We start from the raw sequence: 25,987 nt of genomic DNA, 5'->3' as shown, positions 1-25,987 counted from the left end.
TTTCAGGCACAGCGATCAGTGGTACGAAGATTCGTCACTTCGATCCGTCCGGCCTTGTTCAGGACCAGTCGTGCGCGCGGCTCGGTGCCCTGGCAGAGGATGAAGCTGCCGTTCAGGGCGTTGGTCACACCGCTGTTCAAAAACGTCAGATGAGGTAGCGTACGGAAATTGTTCCAGCGCCAGTGCAGGCCGTCGGGGAGCTGACTGGTCAGCAGGGTGGGCTCCTCGGCTGACTGAAGGCCGTCGCGATCCCAGTCGCGGAAGACCCGCGTGGTGACCGACCAGAGATTCGAGCTGTCGCAGTCGCCTGCCGGTGCATGACAGATGGACACGCTGCCAGAACCGTTGATGGCAGCCGCCCGGGCGAAGTTGACCGTCTCCCTGAGTTGTTGAATGGCGAGCTGCTGACGATTGCGCTGCAGCATTCCACCGAAGGCGGGAATGGCGAGGGAAGCGACGATGCTCAGCACGCTGAGGCAGATCAGGGATTCGAAGAGGCTGAAGCCTCGCGCGATGCGATAGGTCATGTTGACGTCCTTGTGGGTAGGCGGCCTTCCTGGCCGCGCTAGCCGTTTTGCGCCAAGACGGCGGAACAGTCAATTGCAGGATGTAGAGGTGTGACGTGAGCTTTGATGTAGCGGTGGTCGGGGCGGGTGCGCTAGGGCTGATGTCGGCCTATTGCCTGTCCTTGAGCGGTCGGCGGGTGGTGGTGGTCGAGCGTGGCGAGCCGGGGCGGGAGGCGTCCTGGGCTGGCGGCGGGATCGTTTCGCCGCTGTATCCCTGGCGTTATCAGCCGGCGGTGACGGCGCTGGCGCACTGGTCGCAGGATTTCTATCCGGTGCTGGGGGAGCGCTTGCGACAGGAAACGGGGGTAGACCCCGAGGTCGAAGTGACCGGGTTGTACTGGCTCGATCTGGAGGACGAAGCCGAGGCGCTGGACTGGGCGCGGCGCAATGTGCGGCCGCTGGCGGCGGTGTCGGTCGAGGAAGTACGGCAGCGGGTCCCGGTGCTGGGGCCAGGCTATGAGCGAGCGGTCTTCATGGCGGGGGTGGCCAATGTGCGCAATCCCCGGCTGGTGCGCTCCCTGCGTGAAGCCCTGCTGCGCATGCCGAATGTGACGCTGGTGAGCGAGTCGCCGGTGACCGGCTTCCTGCGCCAGGGCGAGCGCGTGGTGGGCGTGCAGACCGCGCGCGAGGCCATCCATGCCGAGTCCGTCGTGGTGTGCGCGGGGGCCTGGAGCGGGGAATTGCTGCAGAGTCTGGGGCTGGCGGTACCGGTGCGGCCGGTGAAGGGGCAGATGCTGCTGTATCGCCAGCCGGTGGGCTTTCTGACCAGCATGGTGCTGGCCAAGGGGCGCTACGCCATTCCGCGGCGCGATGGTCATATCCTCATCGGCAGCACCCTGGAGCATGCCGAATTCGACAAGACGCCGACCGCCGAGGCGCTGACCAGTCTGCAGGCGTCGGCTGCCGAGTTGCTGCCGGCGCTGGCCGGCCAGGCGCCGGTGGGGCACTGGGCAGGACTGCGGCCAGGGTCGCCGGATGGCGTGCCCTTCATCGGGCCGGTGCCCGAGCTGCCCGGCCTGTGGCTCAACTGCGGGCACTATCGCAACGGCCTGGTGTTGGCACCGGCCTCCTGCCAGTTGCTGACCGATCTGCTCACCGAACGCACGCCGATCATCGATCCGGCGCCCTATGCGCCAGGCACGCGGCTGGTGGTGGGCTGATCAGTCGATGCCGAGCTTTTTCAGGCGGTAGCGCATCGACCGGAAGGAGAGACCCAGGCGCTCCGCGGCGGCGGTGCGATTCCAGCGGGTCTCTTCGAGCGCCTGCATGATCAGCTGGCGCTCGATGGATTCCAGGTGGTCTTCGAGATTGGCGATGTTGGCCAGGCTGGCTTCGCCAGTGGCGGTGGCCGCTGGCGCATCGGCCAGGCGCAGGTCGGCCGGGCGGATGACGTCGCCTTCGCAGAGGGTGTAGGCCCGCTCCAGCATGTTTTCCAGTTCCCGCACGTTGCCGGGGAATCTGTAACTCTTGAGCTTGGCCAGGGCATCCTCGCCCAGCGTGGCCGCGGCCAGGCCCGAGTCGCGCGCCAGGCGTTCGAGCATATGGCTGGCCAGGACGCCGATGTCTTCGCGGCGCTCGCGCAGAGCCGGCACCTGCAATTCGATGACGTTGAGGCGGTAGTAGAGATCCTGGCGGAAGGTCCCGGCGGCGACCTCGGCGGCGAGATCCCGGTGGGTGGCGCTGAGAATGCGCACGTCCAGGCTGATCTCCTGCTGGCTGCCTACCGGGCGCACGGCCTTTTCCTGGATGGCGCGCAGGAGCTTGACCTGCATCGGCAGCGGCAGGTCAGCCACCTCGTCGAGAAACAGGGTGCCGCCCTGGGCGGCCTGGAACAGGCCCTGCTTGTCCTCAATGGCGCCGGTGAAGCTGCCCTTGCGATGGCCGAAGAATTCGCTTTCCACCAGTTCCGAAGGGATGGCGCCGCAGTTGACCGGGACGAAGGGGCGGCCCGCGCGCGGGCCCTGCTCATGGATCAGTCGTGCCACCCGCTCCTTGCCGCTGCCCGATTCCCCGCTGATATAGACCGGCGCCTGGCTGCGCGCCAGCTTGGCGATCTGGCCCCGCAGGGCGCGCATGGGCGGCGATTCGCCGAGCAGCTGGGTTTCGCTGGCGCCGGCTACTGCCGGGGCAGGCCCGGACAGCCGCAGGGCGGTGCCCACCAGCTCGCGCAGGCGCGGCAGGTCCACCGGCTTGGTGAGGTAGTCGAACGCACCGGCCTTGAGCGCCTGGACCGCGGTTTCCAGACTGCCGAAGGCGGTGATCATGGCTACCGGTAATTGCGGAAAGCGTTGCTGGATGAACTGGATCAGATCCAGTCCCGAGCCGTCGGGTAGGCGCATGTCGGTCAGGCAGAGGTCGAAGCTTTCCCGTTCGAGGACGGCCCGGGCGTCGGCGATGTTCTTGGCGCTGGCGGTGTCGAGTTTCATCCGCCCCAGGGTGATCTCCAGGAGTTCGCGGATATCGGGTTCATCGTCGACAATCAGGACTTTCTGTCGGGCCATGCTCAGCTCATTGTGCGGGGATGGGCGAAGGTGATGCGAAAACAGCTGCCATTCGCCAAGGGATGATAGCCAAGTCTGGCCTGGTTGCTCTCGCAAAGCTCGCGGGAGATGTACAGGCCCAGCCCGGTCCCCTTGTTTTCGGTGGTGAAGAAGGGCTCGAACAGGTGGTCGAGCTGCTCGGCGGCGACGCCGGCTCCGTCGTCGACCACCTCGAGGATGGGCAGGTCGCTTTCCGGATCGCGGTAGGTGCTGAGCCAGACCTGGCCGATGCCATTCTTCTGGCAGCTGTAGCGCAGGCCGTTCTGCACCAGGTTGGTCAGGATCTGGCCCAGCTGGTGGGGATCCATGTGCGTCTGCAGGGTGCCAGGCTCGGTCTTGACGTGCAGCGTCTGGCCGGCGGGCAGGGTAGGGCGCAGCTCCCCGGCGAAACGGTGCGCCCAGTAGCGCAGGTCGATCAGCTGGGGGGCGGCCTGCTGGCGGCGTGACAGCTGCAGGACGTTTTCCACCACCCGGTTCATCCGCCGCGACTGGTCCTGGATGATCTGCGCCAGGCGCCGATCCGGCGTGGTCAGTTCTTCGGATTCCTGCAGCAGTTGCGCGGCGTGACTGATGGCGCCCAGCGGATTGCGGATCTCGTGGGCGATGCCGGCGGTGAGACGGCCGAGGGAGGCGAGCTTGAGTTGCTGGGCCTGCTGGGCGATGCGTGAGACGTCTTCGAGAAAGGTCAGCACCCGCTCACCCTCGCCCTGCTGCAGGCGGGCGAAGCTGGGTTGCAACAGGGGGCCGTTGGCATAGGCGCGCCAGGGCGCGGGCCGGATACTGGGATTGCGCTCCCATTCCTCGAGGCGCTGGGCGAGCCCCAGGGCCAGGGGAGCGATGGTGTCCTCGTCGTCCACCCCCAGCAGGCGGCGGGCTGCCGGATTCACCAGCAGCACCTGGTATTCGGCATCGAATACCAGGATACCGGTCCGCATGCGTTCGAGGATCAGCGCGTTGAGGGCTTCCAATTCGGCCACGGCGGTGGCGCGGGTTTCGGCCAGGGCCTGGCTGTCCAACAGGCGCCGGACCAGGCCTTGAACCAGCAGCGCCGTGGCGAAGCAGAGGGTGCCCAGGCCCGCTGCTTGCACATAGCCACTGCCACTGTCGCCGCGGCGCAGGTCGAGATAGCTGGTCGCCAGCAGCAGGGCGATGGCGGCCAGGGCGGCGATCAGCAGGCCGCGGCGGCCACGGATCAGGACGTTGGACACCCCGACGGTCACCACCAGCAGACTGCCCATGCCGCTGGCGATGCCGCCGGCCAGGAAGAACAGGCCGCCCAGGGCGAGGATGTCGATCAGCGCCAGGGTAAAGGCGCGGCCACGCAACAACCGTTGGCCGACCGCCAGCACGGCGTTGATGGCGAGGTAGGCCCAGCTGGCCTGGCGGAACAGCTGGCCGTCGACGGTGCGCAGCCAGTGCTGATCCAGGTCGCTGGAAATCAGCACCACCAGCGCCAGGCCGATGACGATGCGATAGAGATGATAGAGCCGCAGGACCGCGTCGGCTCTCAGGGTGCCTGGATCAGTCGCGGCGCTCATGCTGCAACCGGCGGTGTTCGGCGCTGCAATACCAGCGCTGGCCTTCGCCATCGGCCAGGGCTCTTGCCTGGGGCACATGCACGCCGCAATGGGCACAGCGCACCATGGCATTGGGCGGCAGCGTGGGTGCCTTGGCGGGGGGCGTCTGCGTCTTGCCGCGCCACCAGCGTCTGATCATCCAGAACAGCGCGCCCAGGAGGACGAGCCACAACAGCAGGCGAAGCAGACCCATGGCGATCTCGCAGCGTGAAGGAGGGTGGAGTTTAGCAGGGCTGCCGCAGCCGGTGAGCCCTGCATGGCATCGATTGTCCCGCTTCGCTGCATGCGGGAAAATGCGCCGATCAATCGGGCAAGGAAGAGTGCATGAGTCAGCTGCTGAACGTCGTGATGGCGCAAGTGAACCTCAAGGTCGGCGACATCCACGGCAATGTGGATCGGATCATCGCCGCGGCCCAGGAGGCTCGGGATGACTTGTGCGGCGATCTCATCGTCTTCCCGGAATTGTCGCTGTGCGGCTATCCCCCGGAGGACCTGCTGCTGCGCTCGAGCATGCAGCGCCGCATCGAGCAGGCCTTGCAGCGGATCCGCCAGGAGATTGCCGGTATCCATGTGCTGGTGGGTTTTCCCTGGCTGGAGGAAGGACGGCGCTACAACGCCTGCGCGGTCTATCGCGATGGCGCCGAGTTGGCCTTCTATCGCAAGCAGCAATTGCCCAACTACCGAGTGTTCGACGAGAAGCGCTATTTCGAGCCGGGCGACAGTGCCGCGGTGTTCGCTTACCAGGGCGTGCCCATCGGCGTCACCATCTGCGAGGACATCTGGTTCGCCGAGCCCATGGCCAAGGCACGCGCGGCCGGGGCGCGGCTGATGCTCAACCTCAATGCATCACCCTTCCACGGCGGCAAGCAGTCCGAGCGCGAGGCGGTGGTGGGCGAACGTGCCCGCGAAGGCAACATGCCGGTGGTCTACGTCAACCAGGTGGGTGGTCAGGACGAACTGGTGTTCGACGGCCATTCCTTCGTGGTCGATGCCCGGGGGCAGGTCAGCCAGCGCGCGCCGGCCTTCTTCGAGGGGCTCTATCCGGTCATCTTCGATGAGGCTCTGCAACCGCAGCCGGCCGTGCTCACTCCCGTCGCCTCGCTGGAGGCCAGCGTCTATGACGCCCTGGTGCTCGGGGTGCGCGACTACGTGCGCAAGAACGGCTTCAAGGGCGTGGTACTGGGGCTGTCCGGTGGTATCGATTCGGCCCTGGTGCTGGCGGTTGCCGCGGATGCGCTGGGCGCGGAGCAGGTGGAGGCGGTGATGATGCCCTACCACTACACCGCCCAGATCAGTCTGGAAGACGCCGAAGCCGAGGCGCGAACCCTGGGGGTGCGCTACAGCGTGCTGCCCATCGCGCCCATGGTCGAGGCCTTCCAGGAGACCCTGGCCAGCGAGTTCGCCGGGCTCGGACGGGATACCACCGAGGAAAATCTGCAGGCGCGTTGCCGCGGGACCCTGCTGATGGCCATTTCCAACAAGAAGGGCTATCTGGTGCTCACCACCGGCAACAAGAGCGAGATGGCCGTCGGTTACGCCACCCTCTATGGTGACATGGCCGGCGGCTTCGACGTGCTCAAGGATGTGCCCAAGACCCTGGTGTTCCGCCTGTGCGAGTATCGCAATCGCGCTGGCGAGGTGATTCCGCAACGGGTGATCGACCGGCCGCCGTCGGCCGAGCTGTCGCCCGACCAGAAGGACGAGGACTCGCTGCCGCCCTATCCGGTGCTCGACGAGATCCTGCGCCTGTATGTCGAGCAGGATCTCTCGGCGGTGGATATCGTCGCCGCCGGCTTCGACGAGGAAACGGTGCGCAGGGTGCTGCGCCTGGTGGATCTCAACGAATACAAGCGGCGCCAGGCGGCGGTGGGCGCCCGGGTCACCCAGCGCGGTTTCGGGCGTGACCGGCGCTACCCCATCACCTCGGGCTGGCGCATTGGCGACTAGGTCACCGGTTCCGGCGCAATAAAAAAGGGGAAGCCACCGGCTTCCCCTTTTCACGTCCGACGCGGAATCAGTCGAACAGACCAAAGGTCAGGCGGCTGAGCCAGGAACGCTTGGCCGGCGCCGGCGTCGCGCCACCGGCCTTCTCGGCCTCGGCCGGGTCGACGATGCGCAGCTCGGGCGCCAGGTTGTCACGCTCTTCCTGGTACTTGCGCTGGATGTCCTGACTGGCGCGGGTCTCGCCGGGCGGCAGTGGATCGCTCGGGCGATCGATCAAACCCAGGGTCGCACGGGTCAGCCAGGAGCGCTGCTGATCCTTGTCGTCCGGCTCGCGCAGCTGGAATTCGCCATCCTTGAGGCTGACGTTGTCCGGGTAGTTGAGCTTGAGGGTTTCCAGGCTGGTGGCCGCCAGGTCGTAGAGGCCCAGGTGCTTGTAGGCTTCGGTCATGATCGCCAGGCCGTCACCCACGGACGGGGTGCCCTGGAAGTTCTCGACCACGTAGCGACCGCGGTTGGCGGCGGCCACATAGGCCTTGCGGGTCAGGTAGTAGTGGCCGACGTGCACGTCGTAGGCCGCCAGCAGGTTGCGCAGGTAGACCATGCGCGCCTTGGCGTCCGGGGCGTAGCGGCTGTTAGGGAAGCGGCTGGTAAACTGGGCGAAGTCGTTGAAGGAATCGCGCGCCGCGCCCGGATCACGCTTGGTCATGTCCAGCGGCAGGAAGCGCGCCAGTAGGCCGCGATCCTGTTCGAAGGAGGACACGCCCTTCATGTAGTAGGCGTAGTCGACGTTGGGGTGCTGCGGATGCAGGCGGATGAAGCGATCCGCCGCCGTGCGCGCCGCTTCCGGCTCGCCGTTCTTGTAGTTGGCGTAGATCAGCTCGAGCTGGGCCTGTTCGGCATAGCGACCGAAGGGATACCGCGACTCCAGGGCCTTCAGCTTGCTGATGGCATCCGTGTAGCTGCTGTTGGAGATATCGCGCTGAGCCTGGGTATAGAGCTCGCCCTCCGGCAGATTTTCCGGAACCTCGGGCGTTTTCGAGGAGCAGGCGGCGGTGAGGACTAGGCTGGTGACCAGCAGCAGGTGCTTCAATTGCATGGCGGCTTGGATTCCCCGAAACGGTCGGCGGTGCAGGGATGAGCGCGGAGAGCACTCACCTAGCCTGTGACGGGGCCGGAACCGTCCTGTTATGATGATCGACCCGGAATGCCGGGGCAAAAAAGTCGCCGTATTTAACCACAGGGTCGGGCCGATTCCAAAAGCCCCGCCATTGCCCGCGCAGATCCATGTCCGAATCCATCGTTCTCAATGCCGAAGTCCCCTACGAACTGGGTGGTCAGCGCCTCGATCAGGTCGCTGCCCAGCTGTTCGCCGAACACTCCCGCTCGCGTCTCGCCGCCTGGATCAAGGACGGCAGCCTGACCGTCGACGGCGCCGTGTTGCGCCCGCGCGACACCGTCCATGGTGGCGCCCAGCTGGCGCTGCGAGCCGAACGCGAGGCCCAGGGCGAATGGGTGGCCCAGGACATCGAGCTGGACATCGTCTACGAAGACGATCACCTGCTGGTGCTCGACAAGCCGGCCGGGCTGGTGGTGCATCCGGCCGCCGGCCATGCCGATGGCACCCTGCTCAACGCCCTGCTGCACCACGTGCCCGGCTTGGAGAGCGTGCCGCGTGCCGGCATCGTCCATCGCCTGGACAAGGACACCACCGGACTCATGGTGGTGGCCAAGACCCTGGAAGCCCATACCCATCTGGTCGCCCAGTTGCAGGCACGCTCGGTGAGCCGCATCTATGAAGCCGTCGTCGCCGGGGTGATCGTCGCCGGCGGCACGGTCAATGCGCCCATCGGTCGTCATTCCCAGCGTCGCCAGCAGATGGCGGTGATCGCCGGCGGCAAGCCCGCTGTCAGTCACTACCGCGTGCTGGAGCGCTTCCGCGCCTATACCCATACCCGGGTCAAGCTGGAAACCGGGCGCACCCACCAGATCCGTGTGCACATGACCCACGTCGGTTTTCCGCTGGTGGGCGATCCGGTCTATGGCGGGCGCTTCAAGATCCCGCCGGCGACCAATCCGACCCTGATCAAGACCCTGCGCGAATTTCCGCGCCAGGCGCTGCATGCGCGCTTCCTCGAACTGGATCATCCGGTGACCGGCGAGCGCCTGCGCTGGGAATCGCCGCTGCCCGAGGATTTTGTCTGGCTGCTGGATCTGCTGCGCCAGGACCGGGAATCCTTCGAATGATCGGCGCCGACTGGCTGCGGCCGGACTGGCCGGCGCCGGTCGGCGTCCAGGCCTGCGTCACCACCCGTTTGGGTGGGGTCAGTCAGTCGCCTTTCGCCAGCTTCAACCTCGGTAATCACGTCGGTGACGATCCGGCGGCGGTTGCCGAGAATCGTCGACGCCTGGGCGAAGCCCTGGAGTGTCAGCCGGCCTGGCTCGAACAGGTCCATGGTACCGCTGTCGTCGAAGCCGATCCTACGCAGGTGCTGCGTGCCGATGCGGCCTGGACGGCCACGCCCGGTGTAGCGGTGACCATGATGACCGCCGATTGCCTGCCGGCGCTGTTCTGCCGGCGTGACGGCTCCCGCGTCGCGGCGGCCCATGCCGGCTGGCGCGGTCTGGCAGGTGGCGTACTGGAAGCTGCCGCGGCCAGTCTGGAGGTAGCCCCCGCCGAGGTACTGGTCTGGCTGGGCCCGGCCATAGGTCCGGCCAGCTTCGAGGTCGGTGCCGAGGTGCGTGAGGCCTTTGTCGCCCAGCAGGGCGACGCCGAGCGCTGCTTCGTGGCCAGGGGCGGGGACAAGTACCTGGGCGATCTCTATGCCCTGGCTCGTCTGCGTCTCGCCGCTCAGGGCATCACGGCGGTCTATGGTGGCGGCTTCGATACCTTCGCCGATGACCAGCGTTTCTTTTCCTATCGGCGCGCCGCCCGTACCGGGCGCTTCGCCAGCCTGATCTGGATCAAGCCCTAGGTCTTTTTTTGGGATGTCAAGCCTCTCTGGCTTGAATCGTTACGCATCGCCCCTATCTAAAGGTCATTCCCGCGGGTAATCGAAAGCGCCTTACTGTCGCGCTGTCCCGCGTTTCAGATAGGACCTTGCCCATGCGTATAGACCGTTTCACCAGCAAGCTGCAGCTCGCCCTGTCGGATGCCCAGTCCCTGGCCGTCGGCCACGACCATCCGGCCATCGAGCCTCTGCACCTGTTCTCTGCCCTGCTCGAACAGCAGGGCGGTTCCATTTCCCCGCTGCTGCGGCAGGTCGGCTTCGACCTCGCCAGCCTGCGCAAGACCCTTGCCGAAGAGCTGGACAAGCTGCCCAAGATCCAGAATCCCAACGGCGATGTGAATCTTTCCCAGGATCTGGCGCGCCTGCTCAATCAGGCCGATCGCCTGGCCCAGCAGAAGGGTGACCAGTTCATCTCCAGCGAGCTGGTGCTGCTCGCCGCCATGGACGAGAACACCCGCCTCGGCAAGTTGCTGCTGGGGCAGGGCGTCTCGCGCAAGGCGCTGGAGAACGCCATCAACAACCTGCGCGGCGGCGAGGCGGTCAACGACGCCAATGCCGAGGACAGCCGCAAGGCCTTGGACAAGTTCACCGTCGATCTCACCAAGCGCGCCGAGGACGGCAAGCTCGACCCGGTGATCGGCCGGGACGACGAGATCCGCCGTACCATCCAGGTCCTGCAGCGCCGCACCAAGAACAACCCGGTGCTGATCGGCGAACCCGGCGTCGGCAAGACCGCCATCGCCGAAGGCCTGGCCCAGCGCATCATCAATGGTGAAGTACCCGACGGCCTCAAGGACAAGCGCCTGCTGGCGCTGGACATGGGTGCCCTGATCGCCGGCGCCAAGTTTCGCGGTGAATTCGAGGAGCGCCTCAAGGGCGTGCTCAACGAACTGAGCAAGCAGGAAGGCCGCATCATCCTGTTCATCGACGAACTGCACACCATGGTCGGCGCCGGCAAGGCCGAGGGCGCCATGGATGCCGGCAACATGCTCAAGCCGGCCCTGGCCCGTGGCGAGCTGCATTGCGTCGGTGCCACCACCCTCGACGAGTACCGTCAGTACATCGAGAAGGACGCGGCCCTGGAGCGACGCTTCCAGAAGGTGCTGGTGGACGAGCCGAGCGAAGAGGACACCATCGCCATCCTGCGGGGCCTCAAGGAGCGCTACGAGGTGCACCACAAGGTGGCCATCACCGACGGCGCCATCATCGCCGCGGCCAAGCTGTCCCATCGCTACATCACCGACCGCCAGTTGCCGGACAAGGCCATCGACCTGATCGACGAGGCCGCCAGCCGCATCCGCATGGAGATCGACTCCAAGCCGGAGGCCCTGGATCGCCTCGATCGCCGGCTGATCCAGCTCAAGGTGGAACGTCAGGCGCTGAAGAAGGAAGAAGACGAGGCCGCGCGCAAGCGTCTGGAAAAACTCGACGAAGACATTGCCCGCCTCGAACAGGAATACGCCGACCTGGAGGAAATCTGGAAAGCCGAAAAGGCCGAGGTCCAGGATTCCGCCCAGTTGCAGCAGCGCATCGAGCAGGCGCGTACCGAGCTGGAGGCGGCCCGGCGCAAGGGTGACCTCAATCGCATGGCCGAGCTGCAGTACGGCACCATTCCTGATCTGGAGCGCAGTCTGCAGATGGTCGACCAGCACGAGAAGCCGGCCAACCAGCTCTTGCGCAACAAGGTCACCGAAGACGAGATCGCCGAGGTGGTCTCCAAGTGGACCGGCATTCCGGTCAGCAAGATGCTCGAAGGCGAGCGCGACAAGCTGCTGCGCATGGAAGAGGCCCTGCACAACCGGGTGATCGGCCAGGACGAGGCGGTCACCGCCGTGGCCAACGCCGTGCGTCGCTCGCGGGCCGGGTTGTCGGACCCCAACAAGCCCAGCGGTTCCTTCCTCTTCCTCGGCCCGACCGGGGTGGGCAAGACCGAGCTGTGCAAGTCGTTGGCGGAATTCCTCTTTGATACCGAAGACGCCATGGTGCGCATCGACATGTCCGAGTTCATGGAGAAGCACTCCGTGGCTCGCCTGATCGGTGCACCGCCCGGCTACGTCGGCTACGAGGAGGGCGGCTACCTGACCGAGGCCGTACGGCGCAAACCCTATTCGGTGGTCCTGCTCGACGAGGTGGAAAAGGCTCATCCGGATGTGTTCAACATCCTCCTGCAGGTGCTGGACGACGGTCGCCTGACCGACAGCCAGGGACGTACCGTGGACTTCCGCAATGCGGTGATCGTCATGACCTCGAACCTGGGCTCGGCGCAGATCCAGGAGCTGGTGGGCGATCCCGATGCCCAGCGCGCGGCGGTGATGGATGCGGTGGCGGGGCATTTCCGGCCCGAGTTCGTCAACCGTATCGACGAGGTGGTGGTATTCGAGCCCCTGGGGCGCGAGCAGATCGCCGGTATCGCCGAGATCCAGCTGCAGCAACTGGGTCAGCGCCTGGCCGAGCGCGATCTGCACCTGGAGCTGACGCCGGAGGCCTTGGACAAGCTGGTCGCGGTGGGTTACGACCCGGTCTATGGGGCGCGTCCGCTCAAGCGGGCGATCCAGCGCTGGATCGAGAACCCGCTGGCCCAGCGCATCCTGTCCGGTGCCTTCGCGCCGAACAGCCGGATCCAGGGTCGACTGGAGGGCGACGAGATCGTCTTCGCCTAGGAAATGGCCGGGCGATCCCAGGGTCGCCCGGCGTTTCCGATAAATTTGTGAAAAAACAGGAGGCTAGGTGTTGACGTCTGTTTCTACTTCCGTAAAATGGCGCACCTCACTTACGGCAAAGCTCGAAAGGCACTGACGTAAGAGGGGTTGGAAGAGAGAAATTCCGCGATAGCTCAGTCGGTAGAGCAAATGACTGTTAATCATTGGGTCCCTGGTTCGAGTCCAGGTCGCGGAGCCACTTCCATTCTCGGGGTATAGCGCAGCCCGGTAGCGCGCCTGCTTTGGGAGCAGGATGTCGGGAGTTCGAATCCCCCTACCCCGACCATATTTGGGTCGTTAGCTCAGTTGGTAGAGCAGTTGGCTTTTAACCAATTGGTCGCAGGTTCGAATCCTGCACGACCCACCATTTTTACCAGAAACCCTCCGCCAGGAGGGTTTTTGCGTTTCTGGGACATTATTTTCTCAGCGCCAGGCTGAGCGTCATCCCGAAATCTTTCTGCTTCCCGTATTCCGCCTTGCCATCCTCGGCTCATCACGCTGTGCTCTATTTCGCTCATCTCCGGTGAACACCTTTATCCGGGTAGCTTTCCTCGCAAATAGAAGCGATAGCCGGTCATAGCGGCTGCCTGAGCCCTTACTACTATCAGGTGAAGTAACGAGCTTTCAGGCGGTGGGAATGCAGTCGAAACGCCTCTCGGGTTTCACGCTCATCGAGGTCCTGGTCGTCATCGCGCTGCTGGGCATCGTCACGGCGCTGGCGGCGCCTGGCTTCGCGAACCTGGTGCAAAGCAACCGCGTCCAGGCGGCAGCCGGGGAGTTGCAGCGCGCGCTCTATTACGCGCGCAGTGAAGCCATGAGCCGGGGAGTGAACGTCGTGATCACCACCGAGCCGGAAGATACCAATGGCTGGATGGGCGCGCTGAAAATCACCACAGCCAAGACCGTGGTGCTGCCCAATGCCGAAGTCCTGCGGCAATACGGTGGCGGGCTGGGAAATGGCGTCAACGGGACGGGTTTCATCGGCGGTGCTCCCCTTACCAGTCTGACTTTCCAGCCCAATGGCAGTCTGAAACTCAGCGGCGAAGCCACCATTCGCGTCTGCGCCACCAATGCGCTCACCCAGGGCAAGCAATTCACCCTAAACCAGGGTGGGGTGCTGACGGTAATCGACTACACGCCTAACCGTGCCAGCGCCGTGGGGTGCACCTAGATGAAGCGCCGCAAAGGTGGGTTCAGCATGATCGAGGTGCTGGTCAGTCTGGTGATCATCTGCATCGGCGTGCTGGGCATGGTCGCCCTGCAGACGCGTAGCGTGGCGTTGTCCCAGGATTCGGTGCAACGCAGCAACGCCATGGTGCTGGCCAACGAGCTGCTCGAATTGATGCGCAGCAATCGCGACCAGGTGATGGCAAGTGACAAGGTCAAGATCGACGGGGCCTACATCAAGCAGCCCGGCACCAACTTTCGCACCAAGGCGCTCGATGCTGGCAAGACCTGTTTGACCCGGGATCGCTCTGCGGGCGGCGAGACGGTGGCGGGTCAGGATCTGGGTTGCTGGTTGAATCAGGCAAAGGCGCTGCTACCCGTGACGGACGCCTTGATCGCTAGCAGTTTCGCAGTGTGTCCAGCGTCCAAGGTACCTCTCTTGCCAGCAGGTCCCACGGACCCAGGGATACCGCTGACTGTCTGCGAAAACACCGCACGAGCAACGGTGATGGTAGTAATCGCCTGGCAAGACGTTAGTAATGATCAACTGAATTGCCCAGCTGGTATCTGTTACTACGCTCTACGCTCGGAGTTATGACATGAGCATTAGACTTTTTGCGCGTAGCCGGCACCAGGGCTTTTCACTCATCGAAATGATGATCGCCCTGACCATGGGCACCTTTCTGGTGCTGGGCGTTTCGCAGATCTATATCAACAACAAGCGCAGCTTTCTCTTCCAGCAGGGCCAGACCGGCAATCGCAACAACGCCCAGCTGATCTTCCAGGTACTCGATCGGCAACTCGCGCGCACCGGCTTCCGCGCCGACATCCGCTATCAGGGCAATTTGGAGGCAGCCTTTCCCAGGATTGACTCCAAGGAAGATCCAGTCGATGGCATCAAATGCCCTGTCTTTGACCCTGGCGTCACCATTGGCGCGACTACGGACAGCGTCGAGGCGCCTACCGGGGTATGCATTCGCTATCAGGGGGCGTTGGACGGCAAGGACTTGGATTGCCTGGGCAATGTCATTCCCCGGGTGAATCTCAACACCGGCGGTAATGTCCTGATAAAGCTGCGATATATGGCAAGCGACATTCCAGGCGATGGCACTCTGAGATGCACGGTCTGGAGCGAGCGAGATGGCACTCTAACCCCAAAAGGTAGCGAGGTGCTGGTGCAGGGGTTGCAGGACTTTCGCTGGTCCATTCCACCCAAGGCGGATGCGCCCGCGGTGCGTTATGCGGCGCTACTCAACACCCGCGAGGCGCTACCCAGTGACGTGGCCAGCAATGCGGCTGCCAACTGGCAAACCCTTACCGGACTGCAGATCGCGGACGCCAGTCGACCTATGCAGATCCTGCAGAGCACCGTCACCCTCAGGAATCTCGCGCTATGACTTCCGTCAGTGTCAGTCAGCGCGGTGCGACCTTGCTGATCGCCCTGGTAATGTTATTACTGCTGTCGCTGCTGGCCGCCTCCAGCATGCGTCAGACCTTGCTGCAGGCCCGCAGCGGCGGCGCCGCCCTGGAAAACACCCAGGCCTTCAATGCCGCGGAGGCCGCCCTGCGCGAGGGGGAGCGGCGGTTGATGGCCCTCAGCCAGGAGCCAGCCTTTACCGCCTTCAGCGCAGGTTTCGCTAGCTGCCTGGATAGCGTGCCTACCTTGAACGAGGCGTTCGCCGAAACTCCTAGCGGTGACCTCTGCATCTTGACCAAGGCCAGCGATCTCAATAATAGCGCCCTGACCCAGACCTGGGCTGTCGCGGCGCTGCAGTCGAATCAGGATGATCCCCTGGCGCCTACGGCTCGTACGGTCGCCTATCGCGGCTCAGATGGCAGCGCTTCCTTCGCCCAGACACCCCGTTGGGTAGTGACGGCCATAGGTAGCAGCTCGGTCGATGTCTCGGCGCCAGCCACCAACCTGTTTCGGATCACCGCTGTTGCCCAGGATCGCGGTAAGCGCTTTCCGGTGATTCTGCAGAGCGTCGTCGCCCTGGAGGTGCCATGAGCCGAGCTACACCGGGCATCGGGTCTCTGGCCCTGCTGCTGACCCTGGCCGCACCTGCGGCCCAGGCGGCGGCCCTGAATCTGAGCCAACAGCCACTGTTTCTGACCAACAGTGTCGGTCCCAATCTGTTCGTTACCCTGGACAATTCCACCAGCATGCAGATGGCGGTGGTGCCGGATGCCTCCAATACCGATGCCATCCGCCCAACCCGCCGTGCCAAATCGGCGGCCTTCAATAGTCTCTACTACAACCCGGCGATCAGCTATCCGGCGCCTTATGCGGTGAGCTACAGCAGTACGGGCGGGCTGACCCGTACGCGACTGTCCACCAGCTTTACCAGTGCCTATGTGAATGGCTATCGACCTGGCTTGGGTAGCGTCAATCTAGCCACCGACTACCGCGTGAGCTGGAGCTATAACCCCAATCTGGTTACTACAGATCCCGATGTGGCGCGGGGTAACTCCTATGGAAATCCGGGGCTGCAGAACAATAGCCCAAGCATGCTGGCGGAAAATCCTTCGCAGGATTTTAAAAGCAACGGCACCTTCCAAGGAACCAGCTCTAGCTACGGTCGTTTGACGTTACTAGACATCCTTTTAGGCGCCGGCTTTACCGAGTCCATCAACGGCGCCCAAGTATCCATCAGCGATTCGTCTTTGCTCGCTCGCCTATTGAAAGGGCAGACCCTCACTGGTGGCTGTACTGCCACTATCGCCAATACTGCATCAGTCACCTACAACAACGTCACCTGCACCCGTAACGTAAATTACGATCTGGGTGGAGTGTTTTCCTCAGTGACCTACACTATCACCGCCAATACCAATACCTCGACGGCCATCGCAGGTGTCCCGGCTTATTATTACCTTTACGACACCACTCTCGCTAATTGTCTGCCCGCCTCTCTGCAGACCGAGGACTGCTACCGTCGGATACCTGTCGGCGTAACCTCGGGCCCTAACGGCACAGACGAGCGGCAGAACTTTGCTAACTGGTATTCCTTCTATCGCAGCCGTGCCCTGGCCGCTCAGACAGCGACCAACCTGGCCCTGGCGGATGCCTCGGAAAATCTCCGGCTTGGCTGGCAGGCATTAGGTACCAGTGACAGCTGCATCTTGGTAACGGCCAATGCCAACTGCCGCGGCATCAGCAACTCCAGCTCCACGACCTATGACAATCGGCTGAGGCCCTTTGCTGGTGCGCACCGGGCGGCTTTCTTCACCTGGCTCGGTGATGTCTATTACAACCAGAGCACGCCGCTGCTCCAGGCGGTTGCTCGTGTTGGCGAGCTGCTCAAGACCAGTGGGAGCAATAGCCCATACGCCTACGATCCAGGTAACAGCGAGTCACCTGTCTATGGCTGTCGCGCCAGCTATAGTCTGGTGGTGACGGACGGGATCTGGAATTCGGCCTTTACCTCCAGCAACGCCGACGGCTCTGCCGCGACCCTCCCCGACGGGCAGCAGTACTCACCCCAGGCACCCTTCCAAGACACCACCTCCAGCACTCTCGCAGACCTGGCCTTTCTCTACTGGCGCACCGATGCCCAACCCGGGCTCGACAACAAGGTACCGCCCTACAATACCGTGACCAACAGCGAGGTTCGGGGCCCCAATACGCTTTCGCCCTACTGGAATCCGCGCAATGACCCCGCCACCTGGCAGCATCTCACGGGGTTCTACGTAGGTATCGGCTTGAGCAGTGCGCTGATCAATCCCGATTGGGATGGCGATACCTTCGCCGGTGGCTACGCTGGCTTGGCCGCAGGCACTACGCCCTGGCCTGTGGCGGGGGCGGATAACTCGGTCAATCAGAACAACATCTACGATCTCTGGCACGCGGCGATCAATTCGCGGGGCGAGTTCTTCAGTGCGGAAAACGCCAGCGATCTGATCACCTCCCTTGGCAAGGTCGTCACGCGGATCACCCAGTCCACCAGCGTCGGCGCCAGCCAGACCGTATCGCCCACCCGGGTAGGGGACACCAACGCGCTCTTTACCTATTCCCCATCCTTTTCCAGTGCCGACTGGAGCGGGGATGTCATCAAGTACCAACGCACGGGTACCACCCAGACGAGGATCTGGAGCGCCGCTCAACAACTCGATGGCAAGTACGCTGCAGGTAATACCGGCTTTGGCACTCGCAAGGTCTATATGGCCAAGGGCGGCGCCTTGACCGATTTCGCCTGGGCGAATCTGAATACCGATCAACGACTCAGTCTCAACAAGACCTCCGGGGGTGCCACCGATACCTATGGCAGTCGCCGGGTGGATTATCTGCGTGGGGATCGTGGCCAGGAGGCGCCCGGCGCTACGCCGTCGTTCCGGCCACGCAGCCATATCCTCGGGGACATCGTGAATTCCTCACCGGTGGTCGTGGATGGCCCCAACAGTCCCATCGCTCTGATGAACGCGACCGTTGGCGACAATTCCTACGCGACGTTCCGCACTACCAATGCAGCCCGTGAGCGGCGTATCTATGTGGGTGCCAACGACGGCATGCTGCATGCCTTCAACGACCAGGGGCAGGAGGTCTATGCCTTCGTTCCCAGCGCCGTTATCGGCACTCTCAACCGGCTGACCGAGCGCAGCTACAACGGCGGCGGGCATTAGTCCTATGTCGACAATACGCCGGTGGTGGGGGACGTCTATTTCAACGGCGCCTGGCGCACGGTACTGATCGGCACGCTGCGCGGGGGAGGGCGGGGCATCTTTGCGCTGGACATCACCAAGCCCAATGCCCCGGTGCTGCTCTGGGAAAAGTCTGACGCCGACGCCAGTTACAAGGACCTGGGCTTCACCTACGCCCAACCCGTCATTACCCGGCTGCATACCGGCGGCTGGGGCGTGGTGGTCAGCAATGGCTACAACAGTGCCCAGGACAACGCCGTGCTCTATGTAATGAACGTGGCCGATGGCAGCCTGATCAAGGCGCTGCCCGCCACCGATAACGTGGCGGCACCCAATGGGCTGAGTTCGCCCTTCGTGGCCGATGTCGACGGCGACCTGATCGCCGACTATGGCTATGCCGGTGACCTGCACGGCAATCTCTAGCGCTTCGATCTGATCGGTACCTCCCTGACCGCAACGGCCGTAGCGGACAACCTCCGTGTCGCCTTCGGGGGGCGGCCCCTCTATACCGCCCAGGCCAGCAGCCTCGCGCCCGGTACCACCAATCTGGTTCAGCCGATCACCGCCGGTCCTGCGGTCGTGGCTCATCCGAGTGGAACGGGGCATCTGGTGCTCTTTGGTACTGGCAAGTATCTCGAGGCCAACGACGCCCTGGCCAATACCAGCAAGGCCATGACCCTCTATGGCATCTGGGATCGCCAGACCGATGGATCGGCGGCCAGCAGCACTCCAGTTCTGACGATCGCCAGTCTGCAGCAGCAGACCCCGGGCGCCGATCAGCGCATCAGCTACACCAGCTCCGCCGGTTCCAGCGTCAGCAGTACGGCGAACATCCTTTCCACGACGTCGGTCAGCTATGACGCCAATACGGCGACCAATGGCAAACAGGGCTGGTATCTGAATCTGCCCTTGAATGGCGAGCTGGTGATCAACAAGCCCCAACTGTTCAGCGGCACTCTGTTGATGAGCTCCCTGATACCCAGCACCGACGCCTGTACCGCCGGCGTTACCACCTACCTCTATGCCCTGGATCCCTACACCGGCGGCAGCAACAGTGGCCTGTTTAATCTGGGGACGGATACGGTCTATGGGCGTATCCAGCTCGATGGTCTGCTCGGTGGGATCGTGCCCTTCGTCTACGGTGATGGCAGTTTCAGCATGGAAGGGACCCTGGCGGACGCGGCGATCTATGGCAGCGACGGCAAGGCGCCGAATGGCTTGCGGGGTGACCTGCCCGCCAGCCTCCGTCAGACCTGGCGCGTCATCACCAACCAGGACTAGTGAAGGGGCTTTCACCCAGGCATGAAAAAGCCCGGCACCAGGCCGGGCTTTTTCATGGAGCGTTGCGTCTCAGCGTGCGTAGGTCAGCAGCACGTCGCCCGGGATCTGGAAGTCCACCGACATCATGACGCTCAGGGCGGTGATGGCGATGATGGAGAACCCGAACAGCTTGCGTGCCCATTGCACGTCGTTCTCGGCCTGATAGCCCATGAAGGCCAGGCGCAGCCACCAGGCGCCGATCACGGCGGCCACTGCCAGATAGACGTAGCCGGCATAGCCGAGCACGGTCAACAGCAGGGTGGCGGCCATGAAGGCCACGGTGTACCAGACGATGTGACGCTTGGTCACCGCGATGCCCTTGGCCACCGGCAGTACCGGAATCGAGGCCGCGGTGTAGTCCTTGAGACGGAAGATGGCGATGGCGTAGGAGTGCGGCATCTGCCAGAGGCAGAAGATCAGCAGCAGTACCGCAGCGCCACTGTCGAACTGGCCGCTGGCGGCGCAGTAGCCGATCACCGGCGGTGCGGCACCGGACAGGCTGCCGACCAGGGTGCCGTATACCGAGGTGCGCTTCAGCCAGAGGCTGTAGAGCCCTACATACACCACGAAACCCATCACCGCGAAGGCGGTGGCGACCAGATTGGTCGCCCCGTACAGCAGCCCCACCCCGGCCAGGCCGAGGAGGGTGGCATAGGCCAGCGCCACCTTCGAGGAGATCGTGCCCTGGACCAGGGCGCGATTGCAGGTTCTTTCCATCTTCTGATCGATGTCCCTATCGATCACGTTGTTGAACACACAGCCGGAAGCAATGACCAACGACACCCCGATCGCCGTCGCCAGCAGCAACAGCGGGTCGATGCTCCCTTTGGACGCCAGGAAGAACCCGCCGGCAACCGAGATCAGGTTGCCGAAGATGATGCCCGGCTTCGTCACGAGAAGGTACTTCTTGATCATCACGTCGGCCCGGTTCAGTGGATCATCATGTTGTTGTGCATGTGGTACATGATCCACAGGGATCCCACGACCACGATACCGACGATGACCACGGTGAAACCAAAGGAGATCACGTTCCAACGCTGCTCTTCGGAGGTGTTCAGGTGCAGGAAGAAGTACAGGTGCACCAGCAGCTGTACCACCGCCATGATCACCACGATCGCCAGGGTCGCGCCCTTGGAGAAGGTGGGGAACATCACCAGGCCGAAGGGAATGACCGTCAGGATGACCGACAGGATGAAGCCAACCATGTAGCTCTTGAAAGTGCCATGGCTCTCGGCGGTATGCCCGTGGGCGTTATGATCGTGCGCCATTACAGAACCCCCATCAGATAGACGATGGTGAAGACGAAGATCCAGATGATGTCCAGGAAGTGCCAGAACAGGCTCAGGCACGACAGGCGGGTCACGTTGGTGGTGGTCAGGCCCTTGGAAGCGACCTGCAGCATCAGCACGATCATCCAGATCAGACCCGAGCTCACGTGCAGACCGTGGGTACCGACCAGCGCGAAGAACGACGACAGGAAGGCACTGCGATCCGGACCGTAGCCCTCTTCGATCAGGTGATGGAACTCATAGACTTCCATGCCGATGAAGCCGGCACCAAACAGCCAGGTGACCGCCAGCCAGCCCAGAACGCCACCCTTGCTGCCATGGTGCTGAGCAATCATGGCGAAGCCATAGGTGATACTGGAGAACAGCAGCAGGAAGGTTTCGACCAGGACGAACGACAGTTCGAAGATGTCCTTCTGGGAGGGGCCATCGGCATGGGCACCGCTCAGGACTGCATAGGTCGCAAACAGCGTCCCGAACAGAATGCAGTCGGTCATCAGGTAGGACCAGAAGCCGAACGTCTTCATCGATCCGGCGTCGTGGTGCCCATGCTCCTCGGCATGGGCGACTTCATTATGCATAACTTGATTCGCCATTGGATTAGGCCTGCTTGAATTTCGCCAGGGACTGAATGCGCGCGGTTTCGATTCGCGCCACTTCTTCCGCCGGTACGTAGTAGTCGACATCGTCGTCGTAGCTGCGGACGACCGCACTGACGATGCAACCCACGAAGCTGGCGATGGCCAGCCACCAGATGTGCCAGATCAGGGCGAAGCCGAGGATCAGAGCGAAGAAGCTGATCACGATGCCGGCAGCGGTGTTGCGCGGCATGTGGATCTTCTTGTAGTCCGCATCCTTCTTCTCGGTGATACCTTTTTCCTTCATGCCCCAGTAGGCGTCGATGTCGTGCACTTCTGGCACTTCAGCGAAGTTGTAGAAGGGCGGCGGCGACGAGGTCGACCATTCCAGGGTACGGCCATCCCACGGATCGCCCGTCACGTCCACGTTTTCCGGCAGATTGCGGTCGCGGATACTGACGTAGAACATCCACAGCTGGCTGAGGATGCCCAGGGCGATGATGCCGGCGCCAATGGCGGCGGTCACCAGGAAGGGGTGCCAGTCAGGGTTGTCGTAGTGGTTCAGACGACGGGTCATGCCCATGAAGCCCAGCATGTACAGCGGCATGAAGGCGACATAGAAACCGATCAGCCAGCACCAGAAGGCCTGCTTGTTCAGCTTCTCGTTCAGCTTGAAGCCGAACACCTTCGGGAACCAGTAGATCATGCCGGCGAAGTAGCCGAACACGGCGCCGCCGATGATCACGTTGTGGAAGTGGGCGATCAGGAACAGGCTGTTGTGCAGCACGAAGTCGGCACCCGGTACCGCCAGCAGTACGCCGGTCATGCCGCCGATGCTGAAGGTCACGATGAAGCCCAGGGTCCAGAGCATCGGCGAGGTGAACTGGATACGACCCTGGTACATGGTGAACAGCCAGGTGAAGATCTTCACCCCTGTCGGGATCGCAATGATCATCGTCGCGATGCCGAAGAAGGCGTTGACGTTACCGCCCGAACCCATGGTGAAGAAGTGGTGCAGCCAGACGATGAAGGACAGCACGGTAATGGCTACCGTCGCCCAGACCATCGATACATACCCGAACAGACGCTTCTTGCTGAAGGTGGAGGTCACTTCCGAGAACACGCCGAAGGCCGGCAGGATCAGGATGTATACCTCGGGGTGGCCCCAGGCCCAGATCAGGTTGGTGTACATCATCTGGTTGCCACCGGCTTCCGCGGTGAAGAAGTGGAAGCCCAGGTAGCGGTCCAGGGTCAGCAGCGCCAGAGTCACGGTCAGGATCGGGAAGGCCGCCATGATCAGAATGGCAGTACACCACGAGGTCCAGGTGAAGATCGGCATGCGCATCAGGGTCATGCCCTTGGTACGCATCTTCAGCACGGTCACGAAGAAGTTGACGCCGGTCAAGGTTGTCCCGATACCGGAAAGCTGAAGGGCCCAGATGTAGTAGTCCATCCCTACGCCTGGACTGTACTTGATGCCTGACAGCGGCGGATAGGCCACCCAGCCGGTCGCGGCGAATTCGCCCACGAACAGCGACATCATGATCAGCACGGCGCCGGCCACGAACAGCCAGAAGCTCAGCGAGTTCAGGAAGGGGAAGGCCACGTCGCGGGCACCGATCTGCAGCGGTGTCACCACGTTCATCAGGCCGGCCACGAACGGCATCGCCACGAAGAAGATCATGATCACGCCGTGGGCGGTGAAGATCTGGTCGTAGTGGTGCGGTGGCAGGTAGCCCTCGGCGCCGCCAGAGGCGATGGCCTGCTGGCTACGCATCAGGATGGCGTCGGAGAAGCCACGGAGCAGCATGACCAGCGCGACGATGAAGTACATCACGCCGATCTTCTTGTGGTCGACGGTGGTCAGCCACTCTTTCCAGAGATAGCCCCACTTGCCGAAGTAGCTGAGCGCCCCGATGAGTCCAAGGCCGCCCAGGGCGACCACAACGAACGTCACGAGAATGATCGGCTCGTGATACGGAATATCCGCCAGAGTTAATTTACCGAACATAACTTATTCCTCGGTACCGTGTTGACCACCGTGCTGGCTCATGTCCATCACGTGATCGGTCTGCTTGCTGAAGTCGGACTTCATGAACTTCTTGATGACCGTTCTGAACAGATCCGGCTCGACCGTCGAGTAGTAGGCGATCGGCTGCTTCTCGCTGGGCTTGGCCAGCTCGGTGTAGCTCGCCTGATCCAGGGTCTTGCCACCCGACTGCTTGACCTTGTTCACCCAGGCGTCGAAATCGCCAGCGGTGGGTACCGCGTGCACGGTAAAGATCATGTCGGAGAAGCCGGCGCCGCTGTAGTTGGCCGAGCGACCCTCGAACTCGCCGGGGTGATCGGCGATCAGGTGCAACTGGCTCTGCATGCCGGACATGGCATAGATCATGCCGCCCAGGGCCGGGATGGACAGGGTGTTCATGACCGACTCGGAGGTGATCTTGAACTGCACCGGACGATTGACCGGGATGGCGATTTCATTCACCGAAGCGATGCCCTGCTCCGGGTAGATGAACAGCCATTTCCAGTCCATCGAGACCGCTTCGATTACCAGCGGCTGCTCGGGATGGTCGAGGGGCTTGAAGGGATCCAGTTCGTGGGAGGTCTTCCAGGACAGGATGCTCAGGAACACCACGATCGCCAGGGGGACCAGCCAGACCACGGCTTCGATCTTGTAGGAGTGAGCCCAGTTCGGGGTGTACTTGGCGTCTTTGTTGGTCGCGCGGTACTTCCAGGCAAACAGGAAGGTCATCACGATGACCGGGATCACCACGATCAGCATGAGGCCGAACGCTGTGTAGATGAGGTTGCGTTCTTGCACGCCGATGGAGCCTTTCGGATCCAGCAGCACGGCGTCGCACCCGCTGAGCAGCAGCGCGGCGGCACCGGCCAGAAGCCAACCGGTTGGTTTTAGATACTTCGTTAGTTTCATCTCACGACCTCAGTAGAGCGGCTCATCGTGGTTATTCTCTCAACGTGCCTGTCGCCAGCCTCATGCTCCGCAACGGACAGGCATCCGTGCGGCAGGCTGATGGATTGCAGAAATTGCGGGATTTCGCAGCGCGGTATGGTGCCACAGAGGGGCTGGATATTCGACCCTTTGGTCAGCCGCCGTTCAGGTCTTGCCGGCCGTCAAGAAAGCCGAAATCAGGCGGTGTAAGGCACTGTCATGCGCTGGGTAAGAGTAGCTGAGCAGCAGGGAGTCGCCAGTTTGATTGGGCGTGTGCAGTTGGCCCGCAGGCAAGGTTCAGGTCGGGGAAGGACGCAGAGAGGCGCGGCCCAAGGCGGCTAAGGCCTTGCAGGCTTTGAAAAGACAAGGAGAGGAGGAAGCGGAAGGATGGTGCCGGAGATAGGAGTCGAACCTACGACCTTCGCATTACGAATGCGCCGCTCTACCAACTGAGCTACACCGGCACGAAGCTTTCAATGATAAGTCTTCGGTTATCTGCTGTGCAAGCCTGGTCATTGAGTGTGCATGAAGGCCTGTGGCGATGTGTCGCACTGCTGCCTCCTCCAGATTTCGCGATTCGCTAATGTCTCTCGGCCTTACGCAATTGTTGAGAGGAGAGGTCAGCGGTCACGAGCGAAGTCCATTCGGGAAACCTTTGCCGGAGTCGTCATACCTAATCCTTCGCGGAGCCAGCCTTGCCGCAGCTTTGACCCTCTTATCCTTCCAATTGATAGCTGCCCATGCGGAGAGCTCCAATGACCGATTACTCCCTTACGCGTCGTAACGTTCTCGTTGGCTCCGCCGTGGGGCTAGCTGCCGCTGCTTCCGGTGCTGCCGTTGCTCAGGAAGGCACCAGCGCGACTCGCCCCGCCAGGCCGCTGCAGGACCCGCGCACCAAGTACACCCGTGAGCCCTTCAAGGAGCAGCGCCAGGAATGGCCGGCGTTGACCAGCAAGATGGATCCACGTCCGGATCATGGCGAGACCAGCTATCACGGCTCGGGTCGCCTGGCCGGGCGCAAGGCCCTCATCACCGGTGGCGACAGCGGCATCGGTCGCGCCGTGGCCATCGCCTTCGCTCGCGAGGGGGCAGACGTGGCCATCAACTATCACCCTTCCGAAGAGTCCGACGCCCAAGAAGTGGTCAAGCTGATCACCGAAGCCGGTCGCAAGGCCATCACCCTGCCGGCTGACATCCGTACCCAGGAGGCCTGCGAAGATGTCGTGAACAAGGCCATCCAGCAACTTGGCGGTCTGGACCTGCTGGTGAACAACGCAGCCTATCAGCAGAGCAAGGCGGACATCCTCGAAATCACCGACGAGCAATTCGACCGGACCTTCAAGACCAACGTCTATCACGTCTTCCGCTTCAGCAAGGCCGCCATCCCACACTTGCCGCCGGGCGCCAGCATCATCAACACCGTCTCGGTGAATTCCTATGATCCTGGCGAAGAGCTGATCGACTACGCCTCGACCAAGGCCGCCATCCTCAATCTCACCAAGGGCATGGCCAAGCAACTGGCCAAGAAGGGCATCCGCGTCAACGCCGTGGCGCCGGGTCCGGTATGGACACCGCTGCAGGTGGCGGGTGGGCAGTTGGAAGGGCAGATGAAGGAGTTCGGCCAGGATACGCCGCTAGGAAGGGCAGGGCAGCCGGCTGAGTTGGCGGGGTTATACGTGGCGTTGGCAGAGGAGGATGCTAGTTTTAGTAC

General features: G+C 62.9%; 20 protein-coding genes, 4 tRNA genes and 1 pseudogene. 14 read left to right on the top strand and 11 right to left on the bottom strand.

Annotation, left to right across the window (positions count from 1 at the left end):
* Positions 1-2: 2 nt before the first annotated feature.
* Positions 3-527, bottom strand: coding sequence for a GspH/FimT family pseudopilin (locus OMP44_RS24225; protein ID WP_187980253.1), 525 nt, complete (start codon positions 525-527; stop codon positions 3-5).
* A 95-nt stretch (positions 528-622) separates the two neighbouring features.
* Between OMP44_RS24225 and thiO the strand changes: the two genes are divergently transcribed.
* Positions 623-1,726, top strand: a complete 1,104-nt coding sequence (thiO, locus tag OMP44_RS24220) for a glycine oxidase ThiO (protein WP_280311526.1) — start codon at positions 623-625, stop codon at positions 1,724-1,726.
* On the opposite strand, the gene OMP44_RS24215 is transcribed toward thiO, so the two are convergent.
* From OMP44_RS24215 to OMP44_RS24205, 3 genes are read right to left on the bottom strand one after another with little or no spacing between them, the layout of a single operon-like run.
* Positions 1,727-3,067: a sigma-54-dependent transcriptional regulator gene (locus tag OMP44_RS24215; protein ID WP_280311525.1), complete on the bottom strand. Its 1,341-nt coding sequence runs from the start codon at positions 3,065-3,067 to the stop codon at positions 1,727-1,729.
* 2 nt (positions 3,068-3,069) lie between these two features.
* Positions 3,070-4,644 (bottom strand): sensor histidine kinase, encoded by a 1,575-nt coding sequence (locus OMP44_RS24210; protein ID WP_280311524.1) that lies wholly within the window; start codon positions 4,642-4,644, stop codon positions 3,070-3,072.
* Entirely contained in the window at positions 4,628-4,876 is a 249-nt protein-coding gene (locus tag OMP44_RS24205; protein ID WP_187980249.1) for a PP0621 family protein, read from the bottom strand. Before OMP44_RS24205 ends, OMP44_RS24210 begins: the two co-directional genes overlap by 17 nt.
* Positions 4,877-5,007: 131 nt before the next feature.
* On the opposite strand from OMP44_RS24205, the gene OMP44_RS24200 reads away from it, so the two are divergent.
* Positions 5,008-6,630: an NAD+ synthase gene (locus OMP44_RS24200; RefSeq protein WP_280311523.1), complete on the top strand. Its 1,623-nt coding sequence runs from the start codon at positions 5,008-5,010 to the stop codon at positions 6,628-6,630.
* 67 nt (positions 6,631-6,697) lie between these two features.
* On the opposite strand, the gene OMP44_RS24195 is transcribed toward OMP44_RS24200, so the two are convergent.
* Positions 6,698-7,723, bottom strand: a complete 1,026-nt coding sequence (locus tag OMP44_RS24195) for an outer membrane protein assembly factor BamD (protein WP_280311522.1) — start codon at positions 7,721-7,723, stop codon at positions 6,698-6,700.
* A gap of 188 nt (positions 7,724-7,911) precedes the next feature.
* On the opposite strand from OMP44_RS24195, the gene rluD reads away from it, so the two are divergent.
* The 11 genes and pseudogenes from rluD to OMP44_RS24810 all read left to right on the top strand — a co-directional run bounded on the left by rluD (position 7,912) and on the right by OMP44_RS24810 (position 19,417).
* Positions 7,912-8,871 (top strand): 23S rRNA pseudouridine(1911/1915/1917) synthase RluD, encoded by a 960-nt coding sequence (gene rluD / locus OMP44_RS24190; RefSeq protein ID WP_208692756.1) that lies wholly within the window; start codon positions 7,912-7,914, stop codon positions 8,869-8,871.
* Positions 8,868-9,599, top strand: a complete 732-nt coding sequence (gene pgeF / locus OMP44_RS24185) for a peptidoglycan editing factor PgeF (protein ID WP_280311521.1) — start codon at positions 8,868-8,870, stop codon at positions 9,597-9,599. Before rluD ends, pgeF begins: the two co-directional genes overlap by 4 nt.
* Before the next feature lie 131 nt (positions 9,600-9,730).
* Positions 9,731-12,295, top strand: a complete 2,565-nt coding sequence (gene clpB / locus OMP44_RS24180; protein ID WP_187980245.1) for an ATP-dependent chaperone ClpB — start codon at positions 9,731-9,733, stop codon at positions 12,293-12,295.
* A gap of 162 nt (positions 12,296-12,457) precedes the next feature.
* Positions 12,458-12,533, top strand: a tRNA-Asn gene (locus tag OMP44_RS24175).
* Positions 12,534-12,543: 10 nt separating this feature from the next.
* A tRNA-Pro gene (locus OMP44_RS24170) sits at positions 12,544-12,620 on the top strand.
* Between the two features lie 5 nt (positions 12,621-12,625).
* A tRNA-Lys gene (locus OMP44_RS24165) sits at positions 12,626-12,701 on the top strand.
* A gap of 270 nt (positions 12,702-12,971) precedes the next feature.
* Entirely contained in the window at positions 12,972-13,505 is a 534-nt protein-coding gene (locus tag OMP44_RS24160; protein WP_280311520.1) for a GspH/FimT family pseudopilin, read from the top strand.
* The gene (gene pilV, locus OMP44_RS24155; protein ID WP_280311519.1) at positions 13,506-14,099 is read left to right on the top strand and encodes a type IV pilus modification protein PilV; all 594 of its coding nucleotides are present in this window, start codon (positions 13,506-13,508) and stop codon (positions 14,097-14,099) included. It abuts the gene before it with no gap.
* Position 14,100: 1 nt separating this feature from the next.
* Complete coding sequence (locus OMP44_RS24150; protein WP_280311518.1) at positions 14,101-14,898, top strand: PilW family protein; 798 nt, start codon at positions 14,101-14,103, stop codon at positions 14,896-14,898.
* Positions 14,895-15,509 (top strand): pilus assembly PilX family protein, encoded by a 615-nt coding sequence (locus OMP44_RS24145; protein WP_280311517.1) that lies wholly within the window; start codon positions 14,895-14,897, stop codon positions 15,507-15,509. The genes OMP44_RS24150 and OMP44_RS24145 overlap by 4 nt, the downstream gene beginning before the upstream one ends.
* Positions 15,506-19,417: pseudogene (locus OMP44_RS24810) on the top strand (pilus assembly protein). Before OMP44_RS24145 ends, OMP44_RS24810 begins: the two are co-directional and overlap by 4 nt.
* Positions 19,418-19,486: 69 nt before the next feature.
* Here OMP44_RS24810 and cyoE read toward each other — a convergent pair.
* The 6 genes from cyoE to OMP44_RS24110 all read right to left on the bottom strand — a co-directional run bounded on the left by cyoE (position 19,487) and on the right by OMP44_RS24110 (position 24,740).
* A complete protein-coding gene (gene cyoE, locus OMP44_RS24135) occupies positions 19,487-20,374 on the bottom strand; it encodes a heme o synthase (RefSeq protein ID WP_263258815.1) in 888 nt (295 codons plus the stop codon).
* Between the two features lie 11 nt (positions 20,375-20,385).
* A complete protein-coding gene (gene cyoD, locus OMP44_RS24130; RefSeq protein ID WP_133861289.1) occupies positions 20,386-20,724 on the bottom strand; it encodes a cytochrome o ubiquinol oxidase subunit IV in 339 nt (112 codons plus the stop codon).
* Positions 20,724-21,338, bottom strand: coding sequence for a cytochrome o ubiquinol oxidase subunit III (locus tag OMP44_RS24125; RefSeq protein ID WP_133861288.1), 615 nt, complete (start codon positions 21,336-21,338; stop codon positions 20,724-20,726). Before OMP44_RS24125 ends, cyoD begins: the two co-directional genes overlap by 1 nt.
* A 4-nt stretch (positions 21,339-21,342) precedes the next feature.
* Complete coding sequence (gene cyoB, locus OMP44_RS24120) at positions 21,343-23,331, bottom strand: cytochrome o ubiquinol oxidase subunit I (RefSeq protein WP_158896248.1); 1,989 nt, start codon at positions 23,329-23,331, stop codon at positions 21,343-21,345.
* 3 nt (positions 23,332-23,334) lie between these two features.
* Positions 23,335-24,258 (bottom strand): ubiquinol oxidase subunit II, encoded by a 924-nt coding sequence (gene cyoA / locus OMP44_RS24115; protein ID WP_280311516.1) that lies wholly within the window; start codon positions 24,256-24,258, stop codon positions 23,335-23,337.
* Between the two features lie 406 nt (positions 24,259-24,664).
* Positions 24,665-24,740, bottom strand: a tRNA-Thr gene (locus OMP44_RS24110).
* 291 nt (positions 24,741-25,031) lie between these two features.
* Here OMP44_RS24110 and OMP44_RS24105 point away from each other — a divergent pair.
* Positions 25,032-25,987, top strand: a 956-nt coding sequence (locus OMP44_RS24105) for an SDR family oxidoreductase (RefSeq protein ID WP_280311515.1), incomplete at its 3' end; no start/stop codon positions are given.

Origin of the sequence: Pseudomonas flavocrustae (assembly GCF_029872515.1) — a bacterium.
Classification (GTDB): Bacteria; Pseudomonadota; Gammaproteobacteria; order Pseudomonadales; family Pseudomonadaceae; genus Chryseomonas; species Chryseomonas aestiva.
The sequence above is the reverse complement of the archived record's forward strand: the minus strand, read 5'-3'. Positions and strand labels throughout refer to the sequence as shown.